We start from the raw sequence: 18,841 nt of genomic DNA on the forward strand, positions 1-18,841 counted from the left end.
ACAAGCGTGCAGGATTGCCGCATGTGGTAGCGGCGCAAGCCGTGACAAACAAACCCCGGAGAAATCCGGGGTTTGTCGTTTCTGCACACCCCGCTATCATTCGCCGCATCTTCCGGGGGATTTGACTGATGCTTAATGGCCTGTGGCTTGGCTTCTTCATCGTGGCTGCCATTTCGGCGCTGGCGCAATGGCTGATTGGCGGAAACGCCGGCATCTTCGCGGCGATGGTGGAAAGCATCTTCGCCATGGCCAAGTTGTCTGTCGAAGTCATGGTCCTGCTGTTCGGCACACTGACTCTCTGGCTGGGCTTTCTGCGAATTGCCGAAAAGGCCGGAATCGTCGAATGGCTGGCCAAAGCGCTTGGCCCGTTGTTCCTGCGTCTGATGCCGGAAGTCCCGCCCGGTCATCCGGCCATCGGCCTGATCACGCTGAACTTTGCCGCCAACGGACTGGGCCTGGACAACGCCGCCACGCCGATTGGCCTTAAAGCTATGAAAGCGCTGCAAGAGCTCAATCCCAGCGACACGATTGCCAGCAACGCTCAGATCCTCTTTTTGGTGCTCAATGCCTCTTCGCTGACCCTGCTGCCAGTGACGATCTTCATGTACCGCGCCCAGCAAGGCGCGCCCGATCCGACACTAGTGTTTCTGCCCATCCTGTTGGCCACCAGTTGCTCGACCATCGTGGGCTTTTTGTCGGTGGCGTTCATGCAACGCCTGCGCATCTGGGACCCGGTGGTGCTCGCCTATCTGATTCCCGGTGCCTTGGCCCTCGGTGCCTTTATGGCGCTGCTGGCGACCCTCTCGGCGAGCGCTCTGGCGGGTTTGTCATCCATCCTCGGCAACCTGACGCTGTTTGGCTTGATCATGCTGTTCCTGGTGATCGGCGCGCTGCGCAAGGTGAAGGTGTACGAAGCGTTCGTCGAAGGGGCCAAAGAAGGCTTCGACGTGGCCAAGAATCTATTGCCGTACCTGGTGGCGATGCTGTGCGCGGTCGGCGTGCTGCGAGCCTCCGGCGCACTGGACTTTGGTCTGGACGGTATTCGTCATCTGGTGGCATGGGCCGGATGGGACACGCGCTTCGTTGACGCGCTGCCAACGGCGATGGTCAAACCGTTCTCCGGCAGCGCCGCAAGGGCGATGCTGATCGAAACCATGAAGACATCGGGTGTAGACAGCTTCCCTGCACTGGTCGCGGCGACGGTGCAGGGCAGTACGGAAACGACGTTCTATGTACTGGCGGTGTACTTTGGCGCGGTGGGGATTCAGCGGGCGCGGCATGCGGTCGGGTGCGCATTGCTGGCGGAGCTTGCCGGTGTGCTCGGTGCAATCGGCGTTTGCTACTGGTTCTTCGGTTAACCGAGATTCCCTGTGGGAGCGGGCTTGCCCGCGATGGCGTCGTATCAGGCGACGAAGATGTTGACTGACAGACCGCTATCGCGGGCAAGCCCGCTCCCACAGGGGTTGTGTGGCGGATTTAAGGCTTTGGCGGCGGCGCGACTTTCTGGCCTTGCTCAACCGCCCAACTCACCACCTGTGCCGTCAACTGATCACTGGCCTGGCCAAACCCGGCCACCACCGCCGGCACCTGCACATCGCTCAACGGCTGGCGCACTTCGAAGCGACGGCTGGCGAGGATGCGTTGGTCATACCCGCGTACCAACAACGCATCCAGACGCACGACCACACTGGCCGCCGTGCCTTGATACTCCGTCTGGAAGGCTTGCAGATTGCCGCCCAATTCCAGATCAGCCTGGAAATTGCTGTCATCGGTGCTCAACAACGGCACCCGGCCATCACGCTGGAAACCATCGAGCAGGCGATTGCGCAGCAACACCGGCGCCGGATCGCTCCAGCGTGACGCCTTGTAGCTGCTGAGCAGGTCACCCTGAGGGATGACCGCAATGTTCGGGCTGTTCAAGGCCTGGCTGGCCTGGGGCTTGGTCAGGCGTAGCGACCAGCGTAGCGGGGCGCCGTGGCTGACCGCCGCGCTGCCTTGGGATGAGGGCAAGCGATAGACATCGAACGGTTCGGACTTGGGCAGGATCGAACAGGAACTGAGCCATGTGAAGCTGACGAGGAGGGCGAGGTGCGCAAGCTTCATGGTGTGAACTCCTTGTTCTTGTCATCACCCAGCAGATAACCGCTGGGGTTGGCTTGCAGGCGTTGGGAGATGGCCCGCAACGCTGTCAGGGTGTCGCGCAGTTCACGCACCGCTGGCGCCAGGCCATTGAGGCCCTGCATCCCGCTGTTGAGCGAATCCTGATTGGTGGTGAGGAGGGTGTTGATGGTCGCGCTGCTTTGCTCCAGCGATTTCATCGCCTGCTCGGCGCTGCCGAACACCTGTTTGCCCTGATCATTGAGCAGGCCATTGGCGTTGCGCATCAGCGCTGACGTCTGTTCGAGCATGGCCCCGGCTTGCTTGCCGACCGACGCCAACTGCTGCATCGCCTGACGAATATCACCGCGTTGATCGGCGATGGTGCCGGTGGTTTGCTCCAGATGTTCAAGCGTCTTGCTGACGCGCTCGACGTTTTCCGCAGAAAACATCTGATTGGCGTTATGCATCAACGCGCTCACGCCGGCCATCAAGTCATTGCTGTCGTTCATCAAGCGCGCGATGGGCGAGGGCGACGCCACAATCGTTGGCAAATGACCGTCCTTGCCCCTCAGCGTCGGGCTTTGCGGCGTGCCGCCGCTGAGCTGGATGATCGACGTCCCCGTGATCCCGGTCAGCGCCAACTTGGCCTGAGTGTCTTCCTTGATCGGCGTATCGCCCCCCAGGCGAATCCGCGCCAGCACCCGACGCGGGTCTTTCGGGTCCAGGCGCAACGTCACCACGTCGCCCACCTTGATCCCGCTGTACTGCACCGCACTGCCCTTGGACAGGCCGCTGACCGCCTCGTTGAAGACGATCTCGTAATCCTTGAACTCGGTGTCGACGCTGGACTTGGCCAGCCACAGACCGAAGAGCAGGCCGCCTGCCACCACCAGCACGGTGAACAGGCCGATCAATACATGATGGGCTCGGGTTTCCATGTCAGACCTCTTTCAACTGTTTAGCGGCCGTCAACGCCGCGCGGCCGCGAGGGCCATGGAAGTATTCGTGAATCCACGCGTCGTCGGTTTCCGACACCTTGTCGATGGCGTCCGCCACCAGCACTTTCTTCTGCGCCAGCACCGCCACCCGGTCGGTGATGGTGTAGAGCGTGTCGAGGTCGTGGGTGACCAGAAACACACTCAACCCCAAGGCATCACGCAGGGTCAGGATCAATTGATCGAACGCCGCAGCGCCGATCGGGTCGAGGCCGGCGGTAGGTTCGTCGAGAAACAGGATGTCCGGGTCCAGCGCCAGCGCCCGGGCCAGCGCCGCGCGCTTGATCATGCCGCCGGACAGCGAAGCAGGGTACTTGTCGGCCGCCGACAGCGGCAGACCGGCCAACGCGAGCTTGACCGCCGCCAGGTGCTCGGCGTCTTCACGGCTCAGACCGGCGTGCTCGATCAACGGCAGGGCGACGTTCTCGGTCACGGTCAGCGAAGAGAACAAGGCGCCTTTCTGGAACAATACGCCGAAACGCCGTTCGACCAGTGAGCGCTCGTGTTCGGACAGGGTTGGCAGGTTCTTGCCGAAGACTTTCACCACCCCCTCACTGGGCTGGCGCAAGCCAACGATGCTGCGCAGCAACACCGATTTGCCGCTGCCGGAACCGCCGACCACGGCGAGGATTTCGCCCTTGTACAAATCGAGGTCGAGATTCTCGTGCACGCTCTGGCTGCCAAAGCGATTGCACAGGCCACGGACTTCGATCACCACCTCGGAAGGCGCGCGCGGTTGTCGACTCACCAGCCCATCTCCATGAAAAACAATGCGGCCACGGCGTCGAGCACGATCACCACGAAAATCGACTGCACCACGCTCGACGTGGTGTGCGCACCGACAGACTCGGCACTGCCACTGACTTTGAAGCCTTCAAGACAGCCAATCGCTGCGATCAGGAAGGCGAAGATCGGCGCTTTGACGATCCCCACCAGAAAGTGCTGAACGCCAATGTCCGATTGCAGCAATGAAAGGAACATCGCCGGCGAGATATCAAGCGACAAGGCGCACACCACACCACCGCCGACAATGCCCGAGAGCATCGCCAGAAATGTCAGCATCGGTAACGCAAACAGCAAGGCCAATACACGCGGCACCACCAACAATTCCACCGGGTCGAGACCCAGTGTGCGGATGGCGTCGATTTCTTCATTGGCTTTCATCGAACCGATCTGCGCAGTAAACGCACTGGCGGTGCGCCCGGCCATCAGGATTGCGGTCAGCAACACACCGAATTCGCGCAGGAAGGAGAAGGCAACGAGGTCCACGGTGAAAATACTCGCGCCGAAACGGGCCAACACCGTCGCCCCGAGAAACGCCACCACGGCGCCCACCAGAAAGGTCAGCAGGGCAACGATGGGCGCGGCGTCGAGGCCGGTCTGCTCGATGTGCGCGACCATCGGCGTGATGCGCCAGCGCGCGGGGCGAAACAGATTGCGCGCAATGGTTTCGAGAATCAGGCCGACAAACCCCAGCAGTTGCAGGGTGTCCTGCCAGACTGCATCGACGGCGCGCCCAATGCGCGTCAGCAGTTGAATGCCGACGCTGATTTCCGGTTCCTTGAGCGGCACGCAGAAATCGGTGAGCGAGCAATAAATCGTCTGCAACAAGGCACGGTCGGCAGAGGAAAGCGTGCAATCGGGATGCTCGGCGGACCGGCCCAGACGCTCGGCGCCGAGTAATTCCACCAGCAGCGATGCCCCGGCAGTGTCGAGGGCGCCGAGGCCGTTGAGGTCGATGTGCGTGCTGTCGTCGTACTGGCCACGGAGCTTTTCGCTCAGTTGCTTGAGATCGGCGTAATGGGCGAGCGTCCAGTCACCCGTAACCCGCAGTTGAGCAGGGGAGTGAGAGGCGTCTAGTCGGGCATTGCCGGCCATTGTGCTACTGGTCATAAGCTCCGTGCTTGTTCGGCTGATACGCAGGTCTACGTAATAGCACGAACCGGATCAGTTTTCTTTGATCGGTGTGCTGTCCGCGATCTTGAAGCGCAGCACCCCGATCAACTGGCCGTCTTCGGTCAGCACCCGAACCTGCCATTTACCCGCCGGGTTGCCGGGGAAGTTTTGCTTGTGGGTCCAGGCCCGATAGCCTTCCTTGCGCCCGCCGTGGATGTCCAGCGCGATGCGATCAACCTCTTTGCCGTTGAACATCCACACGTGATAAATCCGTTCATCCAGACCGCGTGGAGCGTTGATCGCGGTGTAGGCGTACAGGCCATCTCCCCGGATCTGCTCGGCGCTGACCTCATCAAGGCTCTTGCCTGGCGTGCGGTCCTGCATCTGCGTGCTAATCGCCACGTCGGTCATCCACAGCGTCGCCGGCGGCACCCACGAACGCAGCACCCAGCCTACGCCACCGATGCCCACGGTAATGCTCAGAATCGCCAACGCGTTGCGCACGGTCCGTATCGGGAAAATCGACGCCAGGCTCGGGAACGACAGCACGACGGAGATACCCAGCGCCAGTTTGAAACTCTGGGAAGTGGTCAGGTGCATGATGACGGGCAGGGCGGTGAGCAGCGCAGCAAACAGCGTCAGGGTATGCAGCGCCAGGAACGCCCAGCGCCGGGGCGCCAGCCATTTGTAGTAGAGCGGGTCGATGATGGAAATCAGCGCCGCAATCCCCAGCATCCCGGTAAAAAACAGCTGACCGCTGTTCCAGGTGGTGGTGATGAAAAAGAATGGCAGGACGAAGAACAGACTTTCCTGGTGAATCATCTGCGTCGCGTAACGCAACAAAGGCTGGGGAATTTCGCGCTTGAAGATTCTGGTGAAGAGCTTGGTCAGGCTGTTTTCCAGCATCAGCCAGATCCAGCTGAGCACCATGATGATGGTGATCCACGTCGCCAGGCTCTGCTGGCGATCCACCAGGATGAAACTGCCGACCCCGGAGATAAAACCGCCGAGCGCAATGACCCCTGGATACCGCTTCATCAATTCCAGGATGCGCTGTACGTATAGGGTCAGAGTAGGCATTCGGCGATTCACAATAGTCGTGGGAAAAATCCTCGACAGAGTACCGCCCGTGGGGCGGTGTGGCGAGGTTCGCAATCCAGACCCGAAACCCTTGCAGCCACCGCCAAAGGCAGCGGTTATTTGGTTGGCGGACCCCTTCGGTGCATGCGCCAGCCCAGCCCCATCAACACGATAAGGCCGAACACGCCGGCAATCGCCCACATCAACTGGTCATAGCTCATCAGTGGCTTCTCGATCCGCAAGTAGCCCGGCTGCATCAGCAACTCACGCATCGCCTTGTTCGCTTCTTCCAGCGTGACGCCTTGCAGCTCCTTGGCCGGATCAGCGAAACGTCCGTCCTCGTAGTCTCCAAGCGCACTCCAATAGTAATCGGCCAATGCGCTGTTTCCTTGAACGGCCCAGGCCTGACGGGCGATCGCGGCCTGTTTGAGTCGGTTGAACGTGTTAGCGTTGAGGCCATCCCTGAGCATTCCGGCCTTCAAATCCTCCAGCACTTTTTCGGCTTCAGGCACGTCGTCGCGTTCCAGGTCCGCGTTCAGACTCATGAAGCCCACACCGCCAAACAGTTCGCGCTCAGCGGAAGGGCCATAGGACAAACTGTGGGCCAGGCGCAATTTGCGATAGAGCGCCCAGTCCAGATACTCCTTGAGCAAATCGAAGGTTTCGTCATGCAGGTCCTCCAGCACCGGCTCCGGAACGAGCCAGTGCAGTTTGGCGCCACCCCCGACGAATCCATTGTTCAACGTTCGCTCGTGGGCAGCGCTGGCCTGGATTTGCGGCAGGGCCAAGTGATCGGTCGGGTCGACAGCCGTAAGTCCGCCATACGTGCGCTCCAGATAGGCTGGCAGTAGGCGATCGAGTTCGCCGACGACGATCAGCGTCATGTTGTTGGGCGCATACCAGGCCTTGCGCACTTTCTCCAACTGTTCACGGGTGAGGTGATCGACTTGAGCCCGCTCCGGGCATTTGAGGCCCAGCTCCACCGCCAGTTGATTACTCGCCGTGTGGCCCAGGTCCTGACGATCCAGCCAACGTTGCAAGTGCGAGTAATGACCGCCGTCTTCGCGCTCGACCACTAGTTTGGCCGCGTTGATGGCGTTGTCATCGATTCGGGTCTGAGTCAGGAGCGCCAGCAGCAGGTCGAGGACCTTGCGCTGGTTTTGCGCCGGGGCCTCGATGGTGAATGTGGTGTCGGCGTTGCTGGTGAACGCGTTCCACTCACCACCCAGTGCCTGCATGCGCTCTTCCAGACCGCCTTCGCCGGTGGCATCGATGCCGCTGAACAGCAAATGCTCGAGCAAATGCGGCAGCTCCTTGTCGGCGCAGCTGAAATCATCCAGGCCAACGCCGACCACCAAACGAATCGCCACATGCCCGCGCTCGGTGCCGGGTTTGAGCAGCAATTGCAGACCGTTGGGCAGCGTATAGCCTTCGACCTGGAAACGATCCAGGGCAAACGAAGGCAATGAACCCAGCAAAAGAAAGGCGAACAACAGACAACGCATAGAAAGCTTCCAGGCAACCAATCGGAGATCCGTGTCGTCCTTCAGGCCGCTATCGCGGGCTGCTCACGAAGACGGCCTTGAGGCTGAACCACTGTAACTGACTGACCACGCTGCCAGACGTTCAAGGCGAATGCGTAATGTCAGCCAAATCGTCGACGGCGAGTGCGCCAGTGTCAGACGTTTCCAGCACCACATAAGCGCTGCTGCAGAACAACGAATTCAAGCGCTTCATGTCGGCGATCAGTTCCAGGTGTAACGAACTGGTCTCGATACTTTGCACAATTTTACGTTGCAACCGGCTGACATGCGCATGGGCCAGGCGGCGTTCCTGTGCGCGAAAGCGACGTTTCTCACGCAATAACTGGCGGGCACTTTCCTTGTCGGCACTGAGGAACACCGACAACCCCAGGCGCAGGTTAGAGATGAGCTGCGTGTGCAGCCCTGCAAGCTCTTCCAGGCCGACCTCGGAAAACGACCGGCGTTGCGAGGTTTTCTGCTGCTGGACCTTGCGCAACATGCGCTCGATCAGATCGCTGGCGAGTTTGAGGTTGATCGCCAGTTCGATGATTTCTGCCCAGCGCCGACTGTCTTGATCACTGAGGTCCTCACGAGGCATTTGCGCCAGATAGAGCTTGATCGCGCTGTAGAGCGCTTCGACATCATCGGTCAGCCGGCGCATTTCCTGGGTGATAGCACTCTGTTTACCGCGCAGCACGTCGAGCATGGCTTCAAGCATGTTGTCGATCAAATCGCCAATGCGCAGGGTTTCCCGGGCGGCGTTGGCCAGCGCCAGGCTTGGCGTGAGCAGGGCCGTGGGATCAAGGTGCCGGGGTTTGGCCGTGCCGTTGAGTTCCGGGCGCTCCGGCAGCAGCCACGCGCAAAGCCTGGCCATCGGGCCGACGCTGGGTAACAGGATCAGGCATCGCGCGGTGTTGTAGAGCAGGTGGAAGCCGATGACCATTTCCTGAGGGCTGAAATCCAGGCTGTCGATCCAGTGCACCAGCGGATCGAGTACCGGAATGATCAGCAGCAGGCCGATCAGCTTGTACAACAGGCTGCCCAGCGCCACCTGACGGCCGGCGGCGTTTTGCATGCTGGTGCTGAGGAACGCAAGGATGCCGCTGCCGATATTGGCGCCAATCACCAGACCAATGGCCACTGGCAGACTGATCACTCCAGCGCCGGCCAGGGTTGCCGTCAGCAGGACGGCGGCCAGGCTGGAATAGGAAATCATCGCGAACATCGCGCCGACCAAGGCATCGAGCAGAATGTCGCCGGTCAGTGAGGCGAAAATCACCTTCACGCCCTGCGCATGAGTGATGGGCGCGGCAGATTCGACAATCAGTTGCAGCGCCAGAATGATCAGGCCCAAGCCAATACTGACGCGGCCCATCTGCCCAAGCCGCGTCTGTTTGCGAGACAGAAAGAAAATCACCCCGAGGAAGATCAGCAGCGGCGACAGCCACGACAAATCGAACGTCAGCACCCGCGCCATCAGCGCCGTACCGACGTCGGCGCCGAGCATGGTCGCCAGGGCCGGCGTCAACGCCATCAGGCCTTGGCCGACAAAGGAAGTGACGAGCATGGCGGTGGCGTTACTGCTCTGGACCATCGCGGTCACGACGATTCCGGAGATGAAAGCCAGCCAGCGCTTGGACATGTTCTGGCCGATAACATGGCGCAGATTGGAACCGTAGACCCGCAAGATGCCGGTTCGGACGATGTGCGTGCCCCAGATCAGCAAGGCCACGGCGGATAACAAATTGAGCAGGGTGAGCATAAGGGCCCCCTGTGGTGGTAGCGCCCCAGAGGGGCAAGTTGACGGTGCCGCGCGACTTTCTACGTTTGTGTACTTTAGCTGTAGTTGGCTAACGGTCTGCGCGCCAGCATCGCACAGCTAAAGAAGCGATTGAAACAAAACTGTCATGAAAACAGGTTGATGCAGATGTGAAAAAGGGGCCGAAGGCCCCTGCAATTCATGTGGGAGCAAACTCGCTCCCACAGTTTTTGTGCACTGACTCGGGTTATTGCCCCGGAATGTCCTTGCGCAGTTTCACCGGATCTTGCTGCGTTTTCTTTCTCGCAATCGCGGTGCGCATCTTGATGTTGATCGCTTCAACCGCCAGCGAGAACGCCATGGCGAAGTAGACGTAGCCTTTTGGCACGTGCACATCGAACGACTCGGCAATCAGCACCGTACCGACGATCAACAGGAACGACAGCGCCAGCATTTTCAGCGACGGGTGCTTGTCGATGAATTCGCTGATCGTGCCGGACGCCCACATCATCACCAGCACGGCAACGATGATCGCCGCGACCATGACCGGAACGTAGGAGACCATGCCGACAGCGGTGATCACCGAGTCCAGCGAGAACACGATGTCGATGATCGCGATCTGAATGATGGTGTAAAGGAAGTTGCCGCCCTTGCCGCCCGGCTCTTCATTGCTTTCGTCTTCGCCTTCGAGCGCGTGGTACATCTCTTGCGAGCTCTTCCACAACAGGAACAGGCCACCGAAGAACAGGATCAGGTCACGCCCGGAAATGCCTTGGCCGAACACTTCGAACAGGTCGGCGGTCAGGCGCATGACCCAGGTGATCGACAGCAGCAACAGGATCCGCGTGACCATGGCCAGCGCCAGGCCGAAAATCCGCGTGCGCTGTTGCATGTGCTTGGGCATGCGGCTGACCAGGATCGAAATCATGATGATGTTATCGATACCCAGGACGATTTCCAGGGCGGTCAGGGTAAAGAAGGCAACCCAGATTTCAGGGTTGGTCAGCCATTCCATGTGTATTCCTTTGAGCGAGTGTTAAACCATAAAGGGCCCGGACTTCAAACCGCGAAGCCTGGACCCGTTACGGTGAGTCTTGGGCTTATAGAGTGCTGAACAGCGGAAAGATCCCCATCAGCAATGCTGCAACCAGTATGCACATGCAGACCAGCACCGCCCATTTCAGGGTGAAGCGCTGATGGTCACCGAAATCGATACCGGCCAGGGCCACCAACAGGTAGGTCGACGGCACCAGCGGGCTCAACAAGTGGACGGGCTGACCAACAATCGAGGCACGTGCCATTTCAACCGCGGTTATACCGTAGTGACTGGCTGCTTCGGCAAGTACTGGTAACACGCCGTAATAAAATGCGTCGTTCGACATGAAAAACGTGAACGGCATGCTTACCAACGCGGTGATCACGGCCAGGTACGGGCCGAGGAAATCCGGGATAACCGCCAGCAGGCTTTTCGACATGGCGTCGACCATGCCAGTACCCGACAGGATACCGGTGAAGATACCGGCAGCGAAGATCAAACCGACTACCGCCAGCACGCTACCGGCATGGGCCGCGACGCGGTCTTTCTGCTGTTGCAGGCATGGATAGTTGACGATCATCGCGATACTGAACGCCACCATGAACAGCACTGGCAGCGGCAACAGGCCGGCAATCAGGGTGCACATCAACGCGAACGTCAGGGCACCGTTGAACCAGATCAACTTCGGACGACGGGCATCCGGGAACTGCGAAACGCTGATTTCACTGTGGTCGACTTCTTCGCCCACCAGGTGCAATTCACCCAGACGCGCACGTTCACGTTTGCCGTAGAAGTAGGCGATCAGGAGGATGGCCACCACGCCGGCGGCCATTGCCGGAATCATCGGCACGAAGATGTCGGAAGGGTCCACATGCAGCGCACTGGCCGCACGGGCGGTCGGACCACCCCATGGGGTCATGTTCATCACGCCACCGGCGAGGATGATCAGACCGGCCATGATTCGCGGGCTCATGCCAATGCGGCTGTAGAGCGGCAACATCGCCGCCACGCAGATCATGTAAGTGGTCGCGCCATCACCATCGAGGGAGACGACGAGCGCCAGTACGGCGGTGCCGACCGAAACTTTCAACGGGTCGCCCTTGACCAGTTTGAGGATCTTGCGCACGGCCGGGTCGAACAGGCCGGAGTCGATCATCAGGGCGAAATACAGTATGGCGAACATCAGCATCACGCCGGTCGGCGCGAGCTTGGTGATGCCTTCGAGCATCATCGGGCCGATCTTCGGCGCAAACCCACCGAACAGGGCGAAAACGATCGGGATAATGATCAGGGCGATCAGCGCGGACAGGCGCTTGGTCATGATCAGGAACATGAACGTGATGACCATGGCAAAGCCAAGGAAAGTCAGCATGGGAGTACTCCAGGCATAGCGCGGCTAGGGAATGGGCGAACCGGGTGGGGTCAGCGCAGAACGGGAAGCGCGAGGCGTATGGACGGAGTAACAGCGAAGCGGCGGGTAGCAGAAGACATCAGGATCACCATTGTTGTTGTTAAATGGACCGTGCGAGCAATCAAACACGCGCTTTGGCCAACCGGTCTGTTGCCGGCAGTGGGGCGATCCTAATCGGGGAAGCTTTCAGCCAGCTTTCGCCGACGAAAGCATTGACCGGATGTGCAACCGGTCGTCGGACAGGGCTAATGTCCCGGAATATGGGGCAGGAGGAGATAAATGCATGACATTCATTCGGGCGGCTGTCACTGCGGACATTTGCGCTATCAATTCAACGGGCCGCTACACGACATCGCCCACTGCCATTGTTCAATTTGCCGGCGGGTTAGCGGCGGGATCGTGACCACCTGGATCACTGTGCCCGCATCGGCGTTCCAATGGATGAAAGGGACACCGGCGCAGTACACGTCCTCGACCAGCTGCGTGCGCTATTTCTGCTCGACATGTGGGGCACAACTGGCGCTGGTGTCACGCCTCAGCCCGGAGACTATCGACGTGACCATCGCCACCTTCGACCACCCGGAACAAGCACCGGCCGAGCGGCACATCTGGACGGACAACCAATTGCCCTGGCTGCACCTGGACGAACATCTGCCCGGCGAAGCACAAGAAAGCCTCTGATCAAAAAACAGACAGGTCCAGCGGACGGATTGCGCCCATCCAGATCGCGTGCTCAGTGTGGTCGAGCAAGTCGTTACCCGTATCAGGGTGCAGGAACACCACCAATCCCTGGCGATTGAGCGCCAGCCAGGGCAGGACTTCGCCAAGCAATTCCGGGCCAAACGCCAGTTGGCAGCTCCAGTCCGGATGCGGGCCGACAGGGCGCTCATGCACGCGTCCCATCTTCAGCGGGAATAGTTGCGCCGCCCGCTCACAGACATCCCGTGCCCGTTCGATGCTGTCGGCGTCAAAATAGACATGGGCGTGATAACCCTTGATCTGCTGCATCTCAATCCCTCTAAAACCCGGTCGAACCCTCACCGTTTCCCACAGGTCACACGTCATATACGTAGAAAACAAGGACTCAGCCATGAAAAATGCCGAAACCCCCGTTGTGAAAGTGGTGCTTTATGGTGCCATGAGTAGCCTGGGCAGTGCGCTGATGGCTGAAATGCTGCGACGTCAGCATGAAGTCATCGCGATTCTGGACGATCTGACGGCGCTCGCGCCGCGTCCGGGTTTACGCACCAAGACCGGTGACCTGTTTGAGGCTGAACGCGTAAAGCAAAGTGTTGCAGGCAGTTCAGCGGTTATCTGTTTACTCGATGCGCCAGGGTTGCCGTTCAACAGCGACAGTGTGGAAAAGACCATCGTTCCGGGCCCGGTCGAGCAAGTGCTGGCCGTGGATGCACTGATTGACGGCATGCAGGCCGCGGGCATTTCCCGGCTGTTTCTTGTAGGAGATTTCGAGGTACTGGACGATCCGGAGACCGACGATAGCCTGCAGCGCCATGCCGCCGAGGAAATCCGCGAAGCGCTGCAAAGCAGTGCGTTGCACTGGACGCTGGTGAACGCGCCACGTGGCGTGCCCGGACTGACCATCGAACATTTCAGCCACGTCAGCAGCAGCCTGGAACCGGGGCTGGCCGAACCGCTTGAGCGGTTAAACCGCGTCGCCGTCGGCATTGCCGATGAGCTTCAGCTGAACCTGCACGTTCGCGAGCACGTCAATTTTGTCGCGGTGGACGCTAAACAGCGATAGACGGCAACGCAAGACCGGTAAGCGATTGCGCACTGCTGGCTTGCTCCGCCATCAACCAATCGACAAATAGTTGGATCAACGCCCCCCGCCGTTTGCGTTGAGGCAACACCACGTAATAGCCGAGCCTGGAAATCACCGTGTCTGCAATCGGCCGGCACAACAAACCTTGTGTCAGCAAGTTATCCACAAGGTGACGCCAGCCGATCGCCACGCCTTGGCCGCCAATCGCGGCTTGAATCAACAGCGTGTAATTATCGAAACGCAATTGCCCCGGCGCCGGCGCTGACGTAATGCCCAGCTCGCGAAACACGCCGCTCCAATCGAACCAGTTACTGCTGTTTTCTCCGCGTAAATGCAGCAGCGGGAATTCCAGCAATGATTGAGCGGGCAAGGGCAGGGGGCGGTCCTTCAACAACAGCGGGCTGCATACCGGAAACACTTCTTCGCTAAACAACCAATGGCTTTCGCCCTGTTTGAAGCGCCCGTCGCCGAACAGCACCGCCACGTCGATATCGGTGCGCAGCATGTTGTGGTTGCGCTCGCTGGTGACCAGGCTCACATCCACTTGAGGATTGGCGGCATGAAAACGGTGCAGTCGCGGCATCAGCCAATAGGCGGCAAAGGCGAAATCGGTGGCGACCTGCAAGACCTCGTGTTGCTTTTGTGCGGTTATCGCGCTCAATCCTGCGTCGATATTCTGCAAACCGAGCTGAACCTGCTCGAAAAGAATGGTCCCGGCTTCCGTCAGTTCAATACCGCGATAGATGCGGTCGAACAGCCGTGTGCCCAGCTGTTCTTCCAACCGCTTGATCTGCTGGCTGATGGCCGGTTGCGTGGTGCCAAGCTCCACTGCGGCGGCGGTGAAACTGCGCTGACGGGCGGCAGATTCAAAAGCGCGAAGTAGATCCAAAGACAAATCACCGAGGGATTCATACATAAGCTGTGCTTATCCTAGTCATTGCCGTGCATGGGCTTTACCACAACAAGCATGGACTCCATGCTCGGTTGCAGCACTCTCGCATAAATATTCACTATGGAATGCCGCGATCACATGAAGCGCAAGAATATTCTTTTCATCATGGCCGATCAGATGGCCGCGCCAATGTTGCCGTTCTATGGCCCTTCGCCTATAAAACTGCCTAATCTGAGCCGCCTCGCCGCCGAAGGCGTGGTGTTCGATGCCGCCTATTGCAACAGCCCACTGTGCGCACCGTCGCGTTTCACCCTGGTCAGCGGTCAGCTGCCGAGCAAGATCGGCGCCTACGACAACGCGGCCGATTTCCCTGCCGATGTACCGACGTACGCCCACTACCTGCGTCGACTCGGCTACCGCACCGCGCTCTCGGGCAAGATGCACTTTTGCGGCCCGGATCAACTCCACGGCTACGAAGAACGCCTGACCAGCGACATTTACCCGGCCGACTACGGTTGGGCCGTGAATTGGGATGAACCGGACGTCCGTCCGACCTGGTATCACAACATGTCGTCGGTGCTGCAAGCCGGGCCGTGCGTGCGCACCAATCAGCTGGATTTCGATGAAGAGGTGGTGTTCAAGGCCCAGCAATACCTGTTCGATCACATCCGTGAGGATGGCGATCAGCCGTTCTGCCTGACCGTGTCGATGACACACCCACACGACCCGTACACCATTCCCAAGGCTTTCTGGGACCTGTACGACGATGCCGACATCCCGCTGCCTGATACCCCCGCGCAGACCGAACTCGACCCGCACTCTCAGCGTTTGCTCAAGGTCTACGACCTGTGGGATAAGCCGCTGCCTGTGGATAAGATTCGCGATGCGCGCCGTGCTTACTTCGGGGCTTGCAGCTATATCGACAGCAACGTCGGCAAACTCCTGCAAACGCTCGAAGAAACCGGGTTGATCGATGACACCATCATTGTCTTCTCTGGCGATCACGGCGACATGCTCGGCGAGCGCGGCCTCTGGTACAAAATGCATTGGTTCGAAATGGCCGCGCGAGTGCCTTTGCTGATCAGTGCGCCCGGACAATTCGGGGCTGGCCGGGTCAGCGCATCCGTTTCCACCGCCGACCTGCTGCCCACCTTCGTGGAACTTGCCGGCGGTTCGCTGGAGCCAGGCCTGCCGCTGGACGGTCGCTCGCTGGTCCCGCATCTGCAAGGGCAGGGTGGACACGACGAAGTGTTTGGCGAATACATGGCCGAGGGCACCATCAGTCCTTTGATGATGATCCGTCGCGGAGCCTACAAATTCATCTACAGCGAAGACGACCCTTGCCTACTCTTCGATGTACACAATGACCCGCGCGAGCAAGAAGAACTCAGCCAATCGCCGCAGTATTGGCACCTGTTCGAGGATTTTCTCGCCGAAGCGCGGGCCAAATGGGACATTCCGGCCATTCACCAACAGGTGCTCGCCAGCCAGCGACGCCGGCGTTTCGTCGCCGATGCGTTGACCATCGGCAAGCTGAAGAGCTGGGATCACCAGCCGCTGGTGGACGCCAGTCAGCAATACATGCGCAACCACATCGATCTCGACGATCTGGAGCGCAAAGCACGTTATCCACAACCCTGCCAAAACCAATAATGTTAAGGGGAAGTCCATGCAAAAGTTATCCACAGTACTGACGGTCGGGCTTCTGGCTCTGGGCAGCGCATCGGTTTACGCCGACCAAAGCTGCGACACGGTGAAAATGGCCGACCCTGGCTGGAGCGACATCGCCGCGACTAACGCCATCACCGGGTTTCTGCTGGACGGCATGGGCTACAAAGCCAAGGTCGACACTCTCGCGGTGCCGATCACCTTTGGCGGATTGAAGGATGGCCAGGTGGATGTGTTCCTGGGTAACTGGATGCCGGCGCAGCAGGGGTTCTACGACAAGTTCGTGGCCACCGGCGATGTCACGCAACTCGCCAAGAACCTCGACGGCACCGAGTTTACTCTCGCGGTTCCGGACTATGTCTGGGACGCGGGTGTGCATAACTTTAACGACCTGAACAAGTTCGCCGACAAGTTCGACAAGAAGATCTACGGCATCGGCTCCGGCGCCCCGGCGAACATTTCGCTGCAAGAGATCATCAAGAAGAATGACTTCGACATGGGTCAGTGGAAACTGATCGAGTCCAGCGAGCAGGCGATGCTGGCCGAAGTGTCTCGCGCGGTGAAGAAACAGAAATTCGTCACCTTCCTCGGCTGGACCCCGCACCCGATGAACGTGCAGCTGAAAATGCATTACCTGAAGGGCGGCGAGAAGTATTTCGGCGACACGGGCAGCGTCCACACGCTGACGCGCAAAGGTTATGCACAGGCCTGTCCGAACGTTGGCAAGTTGCTGACCAACCTGAGTTTCACCCAGGAGATGGAGAACAGCATCATGGCCGAAGTGGTGAACAAGAAAGTCAGCAATGCCGACGCGGCCAAAGCGTGGATCAAGGCGAACCCGGCGGTATTGGACAAGTGGCTTGACGGTGTGAAGACCGTGGACGGGAAGGATGCGTTGACGGCAGTAAAAGCCAAGCTCTGACCCCCTCGCCGATCGTTCCCACGTCGAGGCGTCGATCCGTCGGCGTGGGAATGCCGCCACGGACGCTCTGCGTCTGCTTCGGGATGTGACGCAGAGCGTCACGGGATGCATTCCCACGCAGAGCGTAGGAACGATCAGTCGCAGAACGATCATTGTCTGGTGCTGATACCCTTACGCAAAATTCCATCCGAGAGGATCCATGGCCTTCCCCAGCCGCCATTCACTCTTCCCCTTCCTTTCCTGGTTGCCCCGGCAAACCCGCGCCAGCGTCGGCCGTGACCTGATCGTCGGCCTCAGTGGCGCCATTCTCGCGTTGCCGCAATCCATTGCCTACGCACTGATTGCCGGTCTCCCGCCCGAATATGGCCTCTATGCTGCGATCATCCCGGTGTTGATCGCCTGCCTGTGGGGTTCGTCGTGGCATTTGATCTGCGGTCCGACGGCGGCCATTTCCATTGTCCTGTACGCGAGCGTCAGTCCACTGGCGGTTCCAGCGACACAGGACTACGTGACGTTGATCCTGTTGCTGACCTTTCTGGCCGGCATTTTCCAATGGCTGCTGGGGTTGCTGCGGTTTGGCGCGCTGGTGAATTTCGTCTCGCACTCGGTGGTGCTGGGTTTCACCCTCGGCGCGGCGGTGGTGATTGCCATCGGCCAACTGCCGAACCTGCTGGGGCTGGACCTGCCCAATCAAGCCACGGCGTTGAACAGCCTGATGATGCTGTTGAGTCATCTCGGCGCGATGGACAAGCCGTCGCTGGTACTGGGCGTGGCGACGGTCGTGGTGGGCGTGATCCTGAAAATGCTCCTGCCACGCTGGCCGACGCTGTTGATCACCTTGGTGTTGAGCGGACTGCTGGTATGGGTTTGGCCATCGATGTTCGGTCATGTGAAGTTGGTCAGCGCGTTTGTCGGGCGGTTGCCGCCGTTCAGCCCGCTGCCGCTGGACCTGGATCTGATCCTGCGCCTGCTGCCCAGCGCCGTGGCCGTTGGAATGCTCGGGCTGGTGACGAGCCTGTCGATTGCACGTTCCTTGTCGACGCGCTCACAGCAACTGCTGGATGCCAATCAGGAAGTCCGCGCACAGGGATTATCGAACATTGTCGGGGCGTTCTTTTCCGGATCGCTGTCGGCCGGCTCCTTCACCCGTTCGGGCCTGAGCTACGAGGCGGGCGCCTGCTCACCGCTGGCTGGCGTCTTTTCGGCCATTTGGGTGGCACTGTTCGCGATCTTTGGCGCGGTGCTGATCGCGCACATTCCGATACCGGCGATGGCGGGCAGTATTTTGCTGATCGCTTGGGGCCTGGTGGATCATCGCGGCATTCGCGCGTTGTTGCGGGTCAGTCGCGCCGAGTTCGTGGTGATGGCACTGACCTGTGTCGCCACGCTGCTGCTGGAGTTGCAGACGGCAATTTACGCCGGGGTGCTGGCGTCCTTGTTCTTCTATCTCAAACGCACTTCGCAACCGCGCGTGCAACATTGGCGTGAAGGCGATGAAGATATTCTGCGGGTCGGCGGGTCGATCTTTTTCGGCGCCAGCCATTACCTGCAAGTACGTCTGCAACGCATGCACGGCGCGCGAGTCGTGATCGAGGCGCAGCAGATCAACTTTATCGACTATTCGGGGGTGGAAATGCTTCACCAGGAAGCACGACGGCTTCTGCGCCAGGATCGCAGCCTGACCCTGCGTGGTGCTCGGCCGCCAGTGATAGAAGAACTGAGAAAGCTCGAAGGCGCGGAGAAATGCCCGATCCGGTTTGAGGACTGATCTACGAC

17 protein-coding genes are annotated in these 18,841 nt (G+C 59.7%); 6 read left to right on the plus strand and 11 right to left on the minus strand.

What is annotated here, in order from left to right:
* Window positions 1-128: 128 nt before the first annotated feature.
* Window positions 129-1,358, plus strand: coding sequence for a nucleoside recognition domain-containing protein (locus BLQ41_RS04555; RefSeq protein WP_090177461.1), 1,230 nt, complete (start codon window positions 129-131; stop codon window positions 1,356-1,358).
* Between the two features lie 118 nt (window positions 1,359-1,476).
* Here the strand turns inward: BLQ41_RS04555 and BLQ41_RS04560 are convergent, their stop codons facing one another.
* The 9 genes from BLQ41_RS04560 to BLQ41_RS04600 all read right to left on the minus strand — a co-directional run bounded on the left by BLQ41_RS04560 (window position 1,477) and on the right by BLQ41_RS04600 (window position 11,761).
* On the minus strand, window positions 1,477-2,103 hold the full coding sequence (locus tag BLQ41_RS04560) for an ABC-type transport auxiliary lipoprotein family protein (RefSeq protein WP_090177465.1): 627 nt from the start codon (window positions 2,101-2,103) through the stop codon (window positions 1,477-1,479).
* On the minus strand, window positions 2,100-3,038 hold the full coding sequence (locus tag BLQ41_RS04565) for an MlaD family protein (protein ID WP_090177468.1): 939 nt from the start codon (window positions 3,036-3,038) through the stop codon (window positions 2,100-2,102). Before BLQ41_RS04565 ends, BLQ41_RS04560 begins: the two co-directional genes overlap by 4 nt.
* A 1-nt stretch (window position 3,039) precedes the next feature.
* Entirely contained in the window at window positions 3,040-3,843 is an 804-nt protein-coding gene (locus BLQ41_RS04570; protein WP_090177472.1) for an ABC transporter ATP-binding protein, read from the minus strand.
* Complete coding sequence (locus tag BLQ41_RS04575) at window positions 3,840-4,988, minus strand: ABC transporter permease (protein WP_090177475.1); 1,149 nt, start codon at window positions 4,986-4,988, stop codon at window positions 3,840-3,842. Before BLQ41_RS04575 ends, BLQ41_RS04570 begins: the two co-directional genes overlap by 4 nt.
* 54 nt (window positions 4,989-5,042) lie before the next feature.
* Entirely contained in the window at window positions 5,043-6,071 is a 1,029-nt protein-coding gene (locus BLQ41_RS04580) for a DUF5924 family protein (protein WP_090177478.1), read from the minus strand.
* Between the two features lie 116 nt (window positions 6,072-6,187).
* On the minus strand, window positions 6,188-7,576 hold the full coding sequence (locus BLQ41_RS04585; RefSeq protein ID WP_090177482.1) for a M16 family metallopeptidase: 1,389 nt from the start codon (window positions 7,574-7,576) through the stop codon (window positions 6,188-6,190).
* Window positions 7,577-7,697: 121 nt separating this feature from the next.
* On the minus strand, window positions 7,698-9,356 hold the full coding sequence (locus BLQ41_RS04590; RefSeq protein ID WP_090177484.1) for a Na/Pi cotransporter family protein: 1,659 nt from the start codon (window positions 9,354-9,356) through the stop codon (window positions 7,698-7,700).
* 244 nt (window positions 9,357-9,600) lie between these two features.
* Window positions 9,601-10,368, minus strand: coding sequence for a TerC family protein (locus BLQ41_RS04595; RefSeq protein WP_090177487.1), 768 nt, complete (start codon window positions 10,366-10,368; stop codon window positions 9,601-9,603).
* Window positions 10,369-10,453: 85 nt separating this feature from the next.
* Window positions 10,454-11,761, minus strand: coding sequence for a CitMHS family transporter (locus tag BLQ41_RS04600; RefSeq protein ID WP_090177490.1), 1,308 nt, complete (start codon window positions 11,759-11,761; stop codon window positions 10,454-10,456).
* A 318-nt stretch (window positions 11,762-12,079) separates the two neighbouring features.
* On the opposite strand from BLQ41_RS04600, the gene BLQ41_RS04605 reads away from it, so the two are divergent.
* Window positions 12,080-12,481: a GFA family protein gene (locus BLQ41_RS04605; RefSeq protein WP_090177492.1), complete on the plus strand. Its 402-nt coding sequence runs from the start codon at window positions 12,080-12,082 to the stop codon at window positions 12,479-12,481.
* Here the strand turns inward: BLQ41_RS04605 and BLQ41_RS04610 are convergent, their stop codons facing one another.
* Window positions 12,482-12,808, minus strand: a complete 327-nt coding sequence (locus BLQ41_RS04610; RefSeq protein ID WP_090177494.1) for a DOPA 4,5-dioxygenase family protein — start codon at window positions 12,806-12,808, stop codon at window positions 12,482-12,484. It abuts the gene before it with no gap.
* Window positions 12,809-12,890: 82 nt separating this feature from the next.
* On the opposite strand from BLQ41_RS04610, the gene BLQ41_RS04615 reads away from it, so the two are divergent.
* Entirely contained in the window at window positions 12,891-13,562 is a 672-nt protein-coding gene (locus BLQ41_RS04615) for an NAD(P)-dependent oxidoreductase (RefSeq protein WP_090177498.1), read from the plus strand.
* On the opposite strand, the gene BLQ41_RS04620 is transcribed toward BLQ41_RS04615, so the two are convergent.
* Window positions 13,549-14,499: a choline sulfate utilization transcriptional regulator gene (locus tag BLQ41_RS04620; protein ID WP_090177502.1), complete on the minus strand. Its 951-nt coding sequence runs from the start codon at window positions 14,497-14,499 to the stop codon at window positions 13,549-13,551. The genes BLQ41_RS04615 and BLQ41_RS04620 overlap by 14 nt on opposite strands.
* Before the next feature lie 114 nt (window positions 14,500-14,613).
* Here BLQ41_RS04620 and betC point away from each other — a divergent pair, with 114 nt between their 5' ends.
* The 3 genes from betC to BLQ41_RS04635 all read left to right on the plus strand — a co-directional run bounded on the left by betC (window position 14,614) and on the right by BLQ41_RS04635 (window position 18,833).
* Window positions 14,614-16,128, plus strand: a complete 1,515-nt coding sequence (gene betC / locus BLQ41_RS04625) for a choline-sulfatase (protein ID WP_090177506.1) — start codon at window positions 14,614-14,616, stop codon at window positions 16,126-16,128.
* 16 nt (window positions 16,129-16,144) lie between these two features.
* Window positions 16,145-17,065: a choline ABC transporter substrate-binding protein gene (choX, locus tag BLQ41_RS04630; RefSeq protein WP_090177509.1), complete on the plus strand. Its 921-nt coding sequence runs from the start codon at window positions 16,145-16,147 to the stop codon at window positions 17,063-17,065.
* A gap of 199 nt (window positions 17,066-17,264) precedes the next feature.
* Entirely contained in the window at window positions 17,265-18,833 is a 1,569-nt protein-coding gene (locus tag BLQ41_RS04635) for a SulP family inorganic anion transporter (RefSeq protein WP_090177512.1), read from the plus strand.
* Window positions 18,834-18,841 lie beyond the last annotated feature (8 nt).

Source organism: Pseudomonas arsenicoxydans (assembly GCF_900103875.1).
Taxonomy (GTDB): Bacteria; Pseudomonadota; Gammaproteobacteria; order Pseudomonadales; family Pseudomonadaceae; genus Aquipseudomonas; species Aquipseudomonas arsenicoxydans.